General features: G+C 70.9%; 14 protein-coding genes. 5 read left to right on the plus strand and 9 right to left on the minus strand.

Features of this window, described 5'->3' with window-relative positions:
* Positions 1-133: 133 nt before the first annotated feature.
* Complete coding sequence (locus Psi02_RS21735) at positions 134-988, plus strand: PAC2 family protein (RefSeq protein ID WP_203956066.1); 855 nt, start codon at positions 134-136, stop codon at positions 986-988.
* A 104-nt stretch (positions 989-1,092) separates the two neighbouring features.
* Here the strand turns inward: Psi02_RS21735 and Psi02_RS40745 are convergent, their stop codons facing one another.
* Together Psi02_RS40745 and Psi02_RS21745 are read right to left on the minus strand one after the other, a co-directional pair.
* Complete coding sequence (locus tag Psi02_RS40745) at positions 1,093-1,869, minus strand: sirohydrochlorin chelatase (RefSeq protein ID WP_203976938.1); 777 nt, start codon at positions 1,867-1,869, stop codon at positions 1,093-1,095.
* Positions 1,866-3,029: a uroporphyrinogen-III synthase gene (locus tag Psi02_RS21745; RefSeq protein ID WP_203976939.1), complete on the minus strand. Its 1,164-nt coding sequence runs from the start codon at positions 3,027-3,029 to the stop codon at positions 1,866-1,868. The genes Psi02_RS40745 and Psi02_RS21745 overlap by 4 nt, the downstream gene beginning before the upstream one ends.
* Positions 3,030-3,522: 493 nt before the next feature.
* Here Psi02_RS21745 and Psi02_RS21750 point away from each other — a divergent pair, with 493 nt between their 5' ends.
* Both Psi02_RS21750 and Psi02_RS21755 read left to right on the plus strand, forming a co-directional pair.
* Positions 3,523-3,999: a peptide deformylase gene (locus Psi02_RS21750; RefSeq protein WP_203956064.1), complete on the plus strand. Its 477-nt coding sequence runs from the start codon at positions 3,523-3,525 to the stop codon at positions 3,997-3,999.
* Positions 4,000-4,240: 241 nt separating this feature from the next.
* Entirely contained in the window at positions 4,241-5,113 is an 873-nt protein-coding gene (locus Psi02_RS21755) for a peptidoglycan recognition protein family protein (protein WP_203976940.1), read from the plus strand.
* 7 nt (positions 5,114-5,120) lie between these two features.
* Here the strand turns inward: Psi02_RS21755 and mshC are convergent, their stop codons facing one another.
* From mshC to Psi02_RS21785, 6 genes are all read right to left on the minus strand, one after another.
* A complete protein-coding gene (mshC, locus tag Psi02_RS21760) occupies positions 5,121-6,332 on the minus strand; it encodes a cysteine--1-D-myo-inosityl 2-amino-2-deoxy-alpha-D-glucopyranoside ligase (RefSeq protein ID WP_203976941.1) in 1,212 nt (403 codons plus the stop codon).
* Positions 6,333-6,367: 35 nt separating this feature from the next.
* Positions 6,368-7,102, minus strand: a complete 735-nt coding sequence (locus tag Psi02_RS21765) for an NRDE family protein (RefSeq protein WP_275415225.1) — start codon at positions 7,100-7,102, stop codon at positions 6,368-6,370.
* 82 nt (positions 7,103-7,184) lie between these two features.
* Complete coding sequence (locus Psi02_RS21770; RefSeq protein WP_203976949.1) at positions 7,185-7,946, minus strand: SCO1664 family protein; 762 nt, start codon at positions 7,944-7,946, stop codon at positions 7,185-7,187.
* Between the two features lie 46 nt (positions 7,947-7,992).
* Complete coding sequence (locus tag Psi02_RS21775; RefSeq protein WP_203976951.1) at positions 7,993-8,571, minus strand: DUF3090 domain-containing protein; 579 nt, start codon at positions 8,569-8,571, stop codon at positions 7,993-7,995.
* 9 nt (positions 8,572-8,580) lie between these two features.
* Positions 8,581-9,282: a histidine phosphatase family protein gene (locus Psi02_RS21780; RefSeq protein WP_203976953.1), complete on the minus strand. Its 702-nt coding sequence runs from the start codon at positions 9,280-9,282 to the stop codon at positions 8,581-8,583.
* Entirely contained in the window at positions 9,279-10,097 is an 819-nt protein-coding gene (locus Psi02_RS21785) for an undecaprenyl-diphosphate phosphatase (protein WP_203976955.1), read from the minus strand. Before Psi02_RS21785 ends, Psi02_RS21780 begins: the two co-directional genes overlap by 4 nt.
* Positions 10,098-10,132: 35 nt before the next feature.
* Here Psi02_RS21785 and Psi02_RS21790 point away from each other — a divergent pair, with 35 nt between their 5' ends.
* The gene (locus tag Psi02_RS21790; protein ID WP_203976957.1) at positions 10,133-11,068 is read left to right on the plus strand and encodes an aldo/keto reductase; all 936 of its coding nucleotides are present in this window, start codon (positions 10,133-10,135) and stop codon (positions 11,066-11,068) included.
* 48 nt (positions 11,069-11,116) lie between these two features.
* Here Psi02_RS21790 and Psi02_RS21795 read toward each other — a convergent pair whose 3' ends face one another.
* Positions 11,117-11,590 carry an RrF2 family transcriptional regulator gene (locus Psi02_RS21795; RefSeq protein WP_203976959.1) on the minus strand — a complete coding sequence of 158 codons (474 nt, stop codon included), beginning with the start codon at positions 11,588-11,590 and terminating at the stop codon, positions 11,117-11,119.
* Positions 11,591-11,684: 94 nt separating this feature from the next.
* On the opposite strand from Psi02_RS21795, the gene Psi02_RS21800 reads away from it, so the two are divergent.
* Positions 11,685-12,428, plus strand: coding sequence for an SDR family oxidoreductase (locus Psi02_RS21800; protein WP_203976961.1), 744 nt, complete (start codon positions 11,685-11,687; stop codon positions 12,426-12,428).
* The last annotated feature ends 196 nt before the right edge of the window (positions 12,429-12,624 follow it).

The raw sequence follows: 12,624 nt of genomic DNA on the forward strand, positions 1-12,624 counted from the left end.
TTCGCGGGGTCGCCTCCCCCGTGTTTCCGGGCACAACGAAGGCCCGGTGATGTTCGTGGGTGACGCCCGGGTACCCTCACCGAATAGTCTTGGGTTGAACGATAAATCAGTGGCCCAGTTAGGGAGGCGGCGCGTGATCGAGTTCGAAGGGCTCCCTGAGCTCGTCGACCCGGTGCTCATCGCCGCGTTCGAGGGGTGGAACGACGCCGGTGAGGCGTCCAGCGGCGTCATCGCGCACCTCGAGGCGATGTGGAAGGCGACCCCGCTCGTCGAGCTGGACCCGGAGGACTACTACGACTTCCAGGTGACCCGGCCGATCGTGGAGCTCGGTGAGGGTCTCACCCGGTCCATCATCTGGCCGACCACCCGCCTGCTGCTCGCCCGGCCCCCGGGCGCCAAGCGCGACGTGGTGCTCCTGCGGGGCATCGAGCCCAACATGCGCTGGCGCTCGTTCTGCGCCGAGATCGTCGGGCTCTGCCACGACCTCGGCGTGGACCTGGCGATCATGCTGGGCGCGCTGCTCAACGACTCGCCGCACACCCGCCCGGTCCCGATCGTGGGGTCCGTGAGCGATCCCGGGCTCGCCCGGGCGCTCAACCTGGAGATGACCAAGTACGAGGGGCCCACCGGCATCGTCGGCGTCCTCCAGCACTCGCTGGGCTCGGCCGGGCTGCAGGCCATGTCGCTGTGGGCGTCGATCCCCCACTACGTGGCCCAGCCGCCCAACCCGAAGGCCACCCTGGCGCTGCTGCGCCGGATCGAGGACATGCTCGACATCCCCATGCCGTACGGCGAGCTGGCCGAGGAGGCCCGCGCCTGGGAGCACGGGGTCGACGAGCTGGCGTCCCAGGACAGCGAGGTCGCGGAGTACGTCAAGGAGCTCGAGGAGCGCAAGGACGCCGCCGACCTGCCCGAGGCCAGCGGCGACGCCATCGCGGCCGAGTTCGAGCGATACCTGCGCCGCCGCGACCGCGGCACCGACGGCTAGGAGAACCGGCCGGGAACCCCGCTGGAAACCGGCTCGGGAAACCGGCTCTGGAGGCCACTGGGAACCCGGCTCGGGAAGCCGGCCACGAAGGCGGCCGAGTACGGCTAAGCGGCGGGCGGCGGGAAACCCGCGGTCAGGGACAGGCTCGGCACTGACCGCACCTGGGCCGGCCGGCCCGGTGACATCGCGGCGGCCGTCCTCCATCCTGTGGCCACGGCCTCGTCGAACCTCCTCCAGACGAGCTCGGCCACGTCGTCGTCGGCGCCGATGGGGGCGCTGACCATGTCGGCCCCCGAGGCGGCCAGCCGTTCGTGGAAGAGCCCGGGGGCGAGCAGGTAGGACGCGATCACCACCCGGGGAGCGGGTCCCGACCTGATCCGGCTCAGTGCCTGCGCCACCGAGGGGCTCCCCGCCGAGGCGAAGGCCGCCGTCACCGGGCGCGAGAGCCGTACGGACAGAAGCCGGGCCGCGGCCCGGACGTCCTCGAGCGCGGCCGGGTCCGACGAGCCCGCCGCCCCGAGGACGACGGCGTCGCACGACCGCAGACCGGCCGACACGAGCCGTCTGGCCAGGACCGCGGTCAGCAGCGGGTGCGGCCCGAGTTGCCCGGTGACCCGTGCGTCCGGGCGGGTCCGCGCGACCACCGCCGGCAGGTCGATGTGCACGTGGTAGCCCCCGGCGAGCAGCAGCGGGACGACCACCACGGGCCCCGGCGCCCCGGCCAGCACATCGGTGAGAGCGGGTGAGCTGAGCTCCAGGAAGCCGACCTCCACCCGGCGCCCCGGGCGGGCCCGGCGGACCCGCTCCGCGACAGAGCCCATGACGGACTCCCACTCCTCGCTGCGGGCCCCGTGCGCAGCGAGGACGAGGGTGGCCGTCATCGTTCGTCCCGCCCGATGGCCAGGCGGTAGCCCCGCTTGACCACGGTCTCCACGATGCCGGAGGGGCCGAGGGCACGGCGCAGGCGGGTGATCGCCATCTCGACCGCGTGCTCGGCCGAGTCGCGCGACGGGCCGCCGGGGAGGACCACGCGCAGTTCGGCGCGCGCGACGACATGGCCCGGCCGTTCGGCGAGTCGCTTGAGGACGGCCATCGGCGCCGGTGGCAGCGGCTTGAGCTCGCCGTCGACGACCACCGCGTGCCCGCGGATCTCCAGATCGTGGCCGCCCGCGACGATCCGCGTGACGCTGCTCGCGGGCAGGTGGCGCGCCAGTGTGCGCGCCAGCGCGCCGAGCCTGGGCCGGTCCGGCTGGACGACCCGGACGCCACGGGCCTCCAGCGGGGCGGAGGTCACCGAGCCGACGCAGGCCGCCACGACGTGCGTGTTGAACGCGGCGAGCAGCGGCTCCTCCAGGCCGTCGGCGCGGGCGGCGTTCAGCATGGCGATCACCGCGGGCGCGCTCGTGAACGCCACCGCGTCGACCGAGCCGGTGATGGCCTGGCTCACCAGACGGCGCAGCGGCGAGGTGTCCCGGTAGGGCAGCCATCGGTAGACGGGCACCTCGATGACCTCCGCGCCGGCCTCGCGCAGTGCGGCGACGAACCCGGTCAGCGGTTCGCCGTGCAGTTGTACGGCGATGCGCCGGCCGCGGAGGTCCCGGGCGAGGAGGTAGTCCTTCATCTCCTCGCAGGACTCCGTCGCCGGCGTCCAGAAGTCGGTCAGGCCGGCCGCGCGGACCGCGCCGAGGGCCTTCGGGCCTCGCGGCAGCAGCCGGGCGGCCTCGAAATGGAGCGCGACGTCGGGGGCGAGTCCCCATCCTTCGACCGCCGACATCCACCCGCGGAAGCCGGCGCCCGTGGTAATCACCACGTAGTCGATCGGCGCGTCCAGGCAGGCCCGGGTGGCGGCGAGCAGTCCGGCGTCCTCGGCCACCGGCACCAGCCGGATCGCCGGCGCCTGGTACACCCGTGCGCCGCGGCGTTCCAGCAGCGCGGAGAACTCCTCGCGACGCCGGGTCGCGGTCACCCCGATGGTGAACCCGGCCAACGCGTCGGGCGCCGTCTCGGGTGTGACCAGAGGATCGTCCAGAAGCGCGGTCATGCCACGCTCACCTCCACGGTTTCGTCGTTGACGCGGATGGGACAGGCCGGGGCGACGCGGGCGGGGTCGCCGCACAGGCACCCGTCATGAGGGAGGCCGGCCCCGTGCGCGCGGACCGCGTGCCAGGCGCGGCGCCCGTGCTCAGGTGATCGCGTGGCATCACAGGCCGCGGAGGGGAAAGTGAGACCGGCATGGTCCGATGGTGCTTTCAGGCGGTTTCGCGGCTGGGTCCCTGCTGTTACCGCTGTGCTACAAGCCGCTAACGGCGCTCACTTGTGCCGCCGGCCGGATGTGAGCCCGCGGGCGATCACGCGGCCATGAGAGACGAGTTACGTGTGTTGACTCTCCGTGACGATTCGCGGGGCCCCCGTCGCGTATTCACCCGGCCGATGAAATGTACCTATCACCCATGCAATACGGATTTAACAAAGGTTGGTACAACGCCAAACTGGGGACTTTCGTTGTGGTGTCGTCGTCGCCGCGGGGAGCGTGCATGACTGTCCGTCAGATCCGTATGTTCGCCGATCCAGTGCTACGGAGCGTAGCCGAACCCGTCACCGTATTCGACCGATCCCTCAGGGACCTCGTCCGGTCACTCACCGCCACCATGCGAGCCGGTCCAGGACGCGCCGGGCTCGCCGCCCCTCAGATCGGAGTCCCCCTGCGAGTGCTCGCCTTCGATCTGGACGGCAAGGCGGGACACATCGTCAATCCGCGTCTCGAACCGTCGGATCGCGTGATCGTCGCGGACGAGGCGTGTCTGTCCGCGCCGGGCATGTGGTGGCCGAGAGCCCGATCGTTCTCCGTGGTCGTCCGCGGCAGGAACATGTACGGCAAGCCGATCACGGTGAGGGCGATCGGACTGCTGGCCAGGGTCCTGCAGCACGAGGCCGACCATCTGGACGGGGTGCTGTTCATCGACGCCCTGCCCGATGAGGACCAGCGGCGGTTCCTGGCCGCCATTCCCTGATCCGGCCGATAATGCCATTACCGGACAATTGCCGTGTCGAATGTACACGAGTGGCCATTCCGGATATCGGCGTCCGATCAGGACGACAGGGTATTCGGCTTTGGCAATATTCCCGGGACATATCGGTTGACAAAGGACCGGTTTCCGTGAGGAGGAATAGCGGGCCCAGAGGCCGGGGATATCGACCCAACCTCCCGACGGACCGTGGACCCCCGAAGTCCACCGCTCACTTGGGAGGGTCATGCCCGCGTTCTCACAGGTCGGCGCGAGGCTGCGCGAGACGCCCGTCACCCGCCGCGCGTTCCTGCTGGCGGGAACCGGGCTGGCGGGCGGGGTCCTGCTCGGGACGTCGGCTCAGGCGTTCGCCGGCGATCCCGCGACCCGTCCGCGCATCTACACGCGCAGTGAGTGGCACGCGGCGCCCCCCAAGACCAAGGCGGTGATCCTCGACCGGACCCCCGACCGGCTCGTCATCCATCACACGGCCACGGCCAACACGAGCGACCAGAGCCTGGACGCCGCGTTCCGGTTGTCACGGGCCATCCAGCGCTACCACATGCACCACAACGACTGGGCGGACATCGGCGAACAGTTCACCGTCGGCCGGGGTGGCCAGATCATGGAGGGCCGCAACAGGACGCTGCCCGCCATCCAGGAGCGCAAGCACGTCATGGGCGCCCAGGCCGCCGACCACAACCGCCACACCCTCGGCATCGAGACCGAGGGGACGTACATGACCGACCTGCCCACCGAGTCGCAGCTCGCCTCCCTGACGAGCCTGCTGGCCTGGCTCTGCGGCGTGTACCGGCTCGACCCCCTCAAGGCGATCATCGGTCACCGGGACCTCAACGCCACCTCATGCCCCGGTGACCGCCTCTACGCCCATCTCCCCCAGCTCCGCGAGGACGTCGCCCGCAAGCTCGGCGGGTCGGACCGGTCGGACGACGCGCGCCTCGCCCTGCCCGACCCCGCCCCGCAGGACCCGGCCCTGCTCGCCGTGCCCGGCCTCCTCATATCGGGAGAGGCGCATCTGGAAAGGCCGCTCAGGACCTACCACCACGGTCCGGGGGTCGGCCCGCGCGATCACCCGCGGAAGGCCGGCCGTCCGGCCTGAGGGGCGTTCAGAGCTCGATGCCGAGCAGGGCGTCGGCGACGTCCCGCACCAGGGCGGGAGCCGTCGTGTCGCCGCCCTCCGCGGCGGCCCACTCGTCGATGAGCGCGAGGGCTCCGGGTGCGTCGAGGTCGTCGGCGATCCGCTCCCTCACCCCGGCCAGTACGGCCAGGCCGTCCGGCCCCGACGCGCGGCCGGTGGCCGCCCTCCAGCGGGCAAGACGGTCCTCGGCCTGGGTGAGCTGCTCCGGCGTCCACTCCCAGTCGGACCGGTAGTGGTGGGCCAAAAGCGCCAGCCGTACGGCCATGGGATCGGCCACCGGGCGGAGCTTGGAGACGAAGACGAGGTTGCCCCTGGACTTCGACATCTTCTCGCCGTCGAGGGCGACCATGCCCGCGTGCACGTAGGCGCGGGCGAACGGCCACTCTCCGGTGGCCACGTGTCCCTCGCAGGCGCCCATCTCGTGATGCGGGAAGATCAGGTCGGAACCGCCGCCCGCCACGTCGAACCCGCTGCCGAGGTTCCGCAGGGCGATGGCCGTGCACTCCACATGCCAGCCGGGACGGCCGGGTCCGAACGGGGCCGCCCAGGACGGCTCGCCGGGCCGCTCGGCCCTCCAGAGCAGCCAGTCGAGCGGATGGCGCTTGCCCGGCCGGTCGGGGTCGCCGCCGCGTTCGCGGAACAGCTCCAGCATCCGCTCCTCCGAGTAGCCCGACACGGCCCCGAACTTGGGCGCGGCGGCCACGGAGAAGTAGACGTCGTCGTCGACCCGGTAGGTCGCCCCCCGCTCGGTGAGCCTGCCCACGAGGGAGGCGATCTCGTCGACGACCTCGGTCACCCCGACGTACTCCCGGGGCGGCAGGATGCGCAGCGCCTCCATGTCGGAGCGGAACAGGTCGATCTCGCGCTCGGCCAGGTCCTGCCAGTCGACGCCGGTGGCCTGGGCGCGCTCCAGCAGCGGGTCGTCCACGTCTGTGGCGTTCTGGGTGTAGTGGACCTCGTGGCCGGCGTCCCGCCATGCCCGGTTGACCAAGTCGAAGGCCAGGTAGGTGTTGGCATGTCCCAGATGGGTGGCGTCGTACGGCGTGATGCCGCAGACGTACATCCGCGCCTGTCCCGACGGCCTCGTCTCGCGCACGTCGCGGGCGGCGGTGTCGTACAGACGGAGCGGAACGCCCGAACCGGGCAATTTGGGGATGTTCGGCGCAGACCACGATCGCATGTTGTGCAGCCTATCCGCGTGACCGTGGACTCGGCTCAGGCGGGATCACCCGTTTCCACCCGATACCACGACGAGGGGTCTCCCGGCGTGGGCCAGAAGTCGAAGCGCAGGCCGTCCTCGGACAGGGCGAGGAGGCTGACCGACAGGCTCGCGAAGACCCGCCCGTCCTCCAGCCGCTGCCGGAAGACCAGCGCCCTGGGGTCGTCGGCCGCCAGCCCGGCTCCGGACGCCAACTCGAGCCACTCCCCCCAGAACCGTTCGGGCGAACCGCCGTTCAGCCAACGTGGGCGCTGCGCGAACGCGAAGGCGGGCCGGAAGGCCGCGACGCGGGGATGGTCGTCGCCGCGTTCCCAGCCGCTGTTGACCAGCATGTGCACGCCCTGAGGCAGCTTGTCCTCGGCGAGCCGCTCACCGTCCCAGCTCCACAGCCGCACGCCGTCCAGACCGGCGGCCACGAGATGGAAGGGGTCGTAGCGGAAGAGATCGATCGGCGGGAGTTCGCCCGCCTCGGCGGCCTGGAGCGGCAGGTCGCCCCGCGTGCGGCGGACCTCCTCCGGCGCGGGGACCCCATGCCCGTTGAGGAGCACTCCGACCCTCCGGGCGGCGGGGTCGGCCGCCAGCCAGGTGCCGCCGGCCTGGAGGTCCCGGCCGCCGACCAGTCCCGGATGATCCGGCCAGTGCCGGCCGGGAGACAACCACGGCCGTGTGACGAACTCGTCACGCACCCCGACGAGGAGCACGGGAACCTCGGCTTCCGGCTCCACACTCACGATGACCGTACACAACGTGCGTTCCCTCCAGAATCGGTAGAGACTCCTGCAGAGTGCACAATCAGAGCTTTTCGCGCAAGTACTAGATCGGCGGCCACGGGATCGCCGGCCAGTCCTCTGACGGATACGGATGGATCCCGGTCTGGAGCAACCGCCTGACCCGCTCCCAGGTGGCCTCCACCTCGGCGGGCGTGAGCAGTTCGCGCAGCCGCCTGCCCAGCCGTCCGCGTTCCAGGTCGCGCTCCAGGCCGGTCAGCATGGTCACCGCGTCCCGGGACAACTGCTTGCCCCGCCACTGCCATAACACGGTGCGCAGCTTGTCGTCGGCCGAGAAGCACACGCCGTGGTCCACGCCGTAGACGTGCCCGTCCTCCAGCGGCAGCAGATGGCCGCCCTTGCGGTCGGCGTTGTTGACCACCGCGTCGAAGACCGCCATCCGGCGCAGCCCCGGGTGACGGCTGCGGACCAGGGCCAGCAGGTCGGCCTCCGGATCAGTGTCGATCCACAACTGCACCATGCCCGGGCCGAAGGGACCGTCGCGGTAGACCGTGGGCGGAACGATCCGCCAGCCGGTGGCCGCCGCCACCTCGTAGGCGGCCACCTCGCGCGCCGCCAGGGTGCCGTCGGGGAAGTCCCAGAGCGGGCGCTCACCCCGCACCGGCTTGTAGACGCACGCGGCCACCTGCCCGCCATGGCGGATGGAGCAGTACAACGTCATGTTCGTGGCCTCGACCAGCCTGCCGGCCACGTCCAGCTTGCCGTCGCGCAGCAGCCGCATGGCGGCCTCGTCGTCCAGCCCGGACCCGTCGACGTCGCCGGGGGTCGGCTCGCCCTCAGCCGTCATCCGGTTCCCCGCCCGGCCGCCGCGGCGGCCCCGCTCGTCAGCTCGCTCACACCGACAGCCCCCCGGGGTGGTGACCGTTGAGGCGCACGCAGATGTGACCGTCGGGGTCCAGGGGCTGGCCGCACAACGGGCAGGGGGGCCGGCCCGCCGCCACCACGTCGAGGGCACGACGGCTGAACGCGCGGGCGGCCGCGGGACTGATCCGGACCCTGAGGATGGCGGGCTCCGGCCGGTCGTCGTCGACCTCCACGATGAACGGCTCGTCGTCCTCGTCGCCCTCGGTGGCCTCCTGGGCCTCGATCACGACCTGCGAGGTGTCGGGATCCCAGGCGAGCGCCATGGTGCCCACCCGGAAGTCCTCGTCGATGGGGAGGTCGAGCGGCGCCTCGTCGGTCAGGTCCGCGGGGGCCATGGCCGGCACCGGGGCGCGGCCGCCGCTGCGGCGCAACACCTCGTCGAGCAGCTCGTCCAGCCGATCGGCGAGCACGGCTACCTGGAATTTCTCGAGCGCCACGGTCGTGACCCTGCCCTGACCTCGGGCCTGCAGAAAGAAGGCGCGTGCTCCCGGTTGCCCGACGGCACCGGCCACGAACCTGTCAGGCGGATCATAGTCGAAGACCGGCATAGCCCGACCCTATGTCGTCCCTGGTCCACCGCCGACAGCGGCATCACTCCCGGTGGGGTTTTCTCCCCCGTCTGACTCCTCCGCAACCTCTTCGCGAGGCATCAGATCGGCGACGTCTCCTCCGACGTCGTTGGATCTGAGCAGGAAGGGACGCAACGAGGTGTAACGGATCACGGTGAGCGACACCGGGTCCGCGGTGATCCGCTGGAACTGGTCGAGATGGAGTCCGAGGGCGTCGGCCACGATCGCCTTGATCACGTCGCCGTGGCTGCAGACGAGGTAGGTCGCCTTCTCGCCCAGCCGCTCGTTCCATTCCCGTACGGCACGCACCGCCCGGCTCTGGGTGTCCGCGAGGGCCTCACCGCCCGGGAAGACGGCCGCGCTGGGGTGGGCCTGCACGACCTTCCACAGGGGCTCCTTGGCCAGCTCCTTCAGCGGCCTGCCGGTCCAGTCGCCGTAGCCGCACTCGCCGAACCTGTCGTCGGTCTGCACCGGCACGGCGCGGCCCTGGGCGACCGCGCCGGCCGTCTCCTGGCAACGCTCCAGCGGGCTGGAGACGATGGCGTCGAGTTCCAGGGGCGCCAGCCGCCGGCCGAGGGCCTCGGCCTGCTCGCGCCCGCGCTCGTTCAGGTGGACCCCGGGAGTCCACCCGGCCAGCACGGGCCCGGTCATGGCCGTGAGGCCGTGCCGTACGAGCAGGACGGTCGTCATGACGAGATCACGCCCAGGCCGAGCAGGGTGAGCAGGAAGGTCCCGGCGAAGACCCGGTAGATGACGAAGATGTTCGTCGAGTGCTTCGCGACGTAGCGCAGGAGCCAGGCGATCGAGGCGTATCCCACGATGAAGGAGACGACGGTCGCGATCAGCGTGGGGACCAGGGGCACTCCCCCGCCGTCGCCGATGCCGCGGAGCTCGAACAGCCCGGAGAGGATCACCGCGGGGATCGACAGGAGGAAGGAGTAGCGGGCCGCGGCCTCCCGCGTGTATCCGAGGAACATGGCGCCGGTCATCGTCGAACCGGAGCGCGAGGCGCCCGGGATCAGCGGGAGCATCTGCCACGCGCCGATGATGAGGCCGTCGCGCATGTTGAGGTCGGCGACCTCCTTCTTCTTGCGGCCGTACTGGTCGGCGAACAGGAGGAGAAGGCCGAAGACGATCAGCATGATCGCGTTCAGCCACAGGTTGCGCGCGGGGCCCTCGATCGCGTCCTTGAAGATCAGCCCCGCCACACCGATCGGGATCGTGCCCAGGCCGATGTACCAGCCCATCCTCGCATCGAGGTCCTGCCGCAGCTCAGGCGTCCACAGGCTGCGCAACCAGGTCGTGAAGATCCGGATGATGTCGCGCCAGAAGTAGATCACCACTGCCAGCATGGTGCCGAGCTGGATCACCGCGGTGAACGCGGCTCCCGGGTCGGTCCATCCGGCGAGCTTCGGAACGATGAGCAAGTGCGCTGAGCTCGAGATCGGCAGGAACTCGGTGAGCCCCTGGACGATGCCGAGAACGGTGGCCTGAAGTACGTCCATGGTCTGGACACCCTATCGGCTACTCTTACCCGGCAATGGATCAGCGATATGTCGGGCGCAGCGGTCTGACGGTGTCCCGCATCGGTCTCGGCACGATGACCTGGGCCCGCGACACGTCGGCCGAGGAGGCCACGGCTCAGATCACCGCGTTCGCCGACGCCGGCGGCACACTGATCGACACCGCCGACGTCTACGGCGGGGGCGACGCCGAGCGGCTGATCGGCCGGCTGATCCGCGACGTGGTCCCGCGCGACGACCTGGTGATCGCGACCAAGGCGGTCCTGACCCCCGACGGCGGCACGAACGGATCCCGCCGCCATCTCATCCGGGCGCTCGACGCCTCGCTCGCCCGGCTGGGCCTCGACGAGGTGGATCTGTGGCAGATGCACGCGTTCGACCCGCGCATCCCGCTGGAGGAGACGCTCGCCGCCGTCGACCTCGCGGTCTCCACCGGTCGTACGGCATACGCCGGGGTGTGCAACTACACCGGCTGGCAACTCGCCGCGGCCGCGGTCCGGCAGCAGTCGGGTGAGTCCCGCGCCCCTCTCGTGGGCGCGCAGGTCGAGTACTCCCTCCTGGCCCGCGACGCGGAGGTGGAGGTGTTGCCTGCGGCCGACCATGTCGGCGCGGGCGTGCTGGCCTGGTCGCCGCTCGGGCGTGGTGTGCTCACCGGGAAGTACCGCACCGGGATCCCGGCCGACTCCCGGGCCGCGACCCCGCACTTCGCCGAGTTCGTCCGGCCCTATCTCGACGAGCGCTGCCGCAGCATCGTCGAGTCCGTCACCACCGCCGCCGAGGGCCTGGGCGTCTCCCCTCTCGCCGTCGCCCTCGCCTGGGTCCGCGACCGCCCGGGCGTGTCGTCGGCCATCGTCGGCGCCCGGACCCACGCCCAACTGCTCGGTGTGCTCGAGGCCGAGAGCCTGTCCCTCCCCCGCGAGATCCGCGAAGCCCTCGACGACGTGTCGGCGTGAATCGCGCTGTATTCACTTGCTCGGGGCGCCTTGGAGCCGGCGGATGCGCTAGGGCGTTCCGGTCAGGCGCAGGCGGGTACGGGACGGGGCTGATGGGGGCAGTGCGGCGATGATCTCGCTGAGCGAGGTCGTGGCGAGGCTGTTCCGCCAGGCTTCGTGGGCTTCGGCCATCTTCGCGGCGAGGATGCAGGGGTTCTGGCACTCCTCGGCGGGCAGTGCTCCCCGTCCCTGCTGGCGGATCTCGCGGCACTCGTACGGCGAGGCAGCACCGTCGACCGCCTCGACGATCTGCAGGAGCGTGATCTCGGAAGCGGGCCGGGCCAGCCGGAACCCGCCGCGCGGGCCTGTCGTCGCGGCCAGCACGCCGGCCTTGACCAGCGCCTGCAGCTGCTTGGCGAGATAGGCCGCCGGCAGGTCGAAGTACTGGGCGAGCTGTGCCGCCGACGCGGTGGCCCCCGCCTCGAGCTGCGCCAGCGACGCGGCGCAGTGCAACAGCCATTCCGTACTCACAGGCAGCTTCATAAACCCCGATGCTATCCCAGACATTGAGGATCTATTTAGTCCGAGATAGTGTGGCGGCGACATGCGAGACAGAGGAGAGATCACCATGAGGATCATGCGAATCGCCGTTGCCGGAGCCACCGGGAACATCGGGGCCCGCACCGTCGAGGCCCTGGAACAGGCCGGGCACGAGGTCGTGCGCATCAGCCGCTCATTCGGTGTGGACCTGACCACCGGCGACGGCCTCGACGCCGCCTTGGCCGGCGTCGAGGCCGTCATCGACGTCACGAGCTACACGGCAGCCGACCGGGACGACGCGGTGGCCCGCTTCGGCACCACCACCCGGAACCTGCTCGCCGCCGAGGAACGGGCCGGTGTCCGTCACCACGTACTGCTCTCGATCGTCGGCGTCGGCCGTATTGAAGGCAACGCGCATTACGCCGGCAAGCGCGAGCAGGAGCGCCTCGTGACCGAGGGCCCGGTGCCGTGGACGATCGTTCCCGCCACGCAGTTCCACGACTTCGCCGCGACGGTGACGAGCTGGACCGAGCAGGACGGCGTCGCCACGCTTCCACCGCTGCTCGTCCAGCCGATCGCGCCCGCGGACGTGGCCGACATCCTCACCGAGATCGCCACGGGCGCACCGCAGGGGCGTCACCGCGATGTCGCCGGCCCTGAGGCGCAGGACCTGGTGGACATGGCCCGGCGCACCAACGACGCGCGCGGACACACGGTCAAGCTCGTGCCGACCTGGTCATCGGTGCTCGGTCCGGAGGCGGCCGGCGACGTACTCCTGCCCGGCGAGGGCGCCCGCATCGCGCCGACCACCTTCGAGGAGTGGCTCGCAAAGCAGCAGTAGCGTCACCCCGGCCCAGCCCCGAGCACGCGCGAGCGAAGCGAGCGCGATGAGAAACGAGAGTCGACCTCACGTATCACGCATCGATACCGAATCGCAACTTGCTGCTGCATAACTTGGTGCTCCGGCGAAGAGTGGCAAGAGTAGCGGGGAACGAAGTTAACGTGACGGAAGGGGACAGATGGGGATCGCACGTAAT

It is taken from the genome of Planotetraspora silvatica, assembly GCF_016863315.1.
Classification (GTDB): Bacteria; Actinomycetota; Actinomycetes; order Streptosporangiales; family Streptosporangiaceae; genus Planotetraspora; species Planotetraspora silvatica.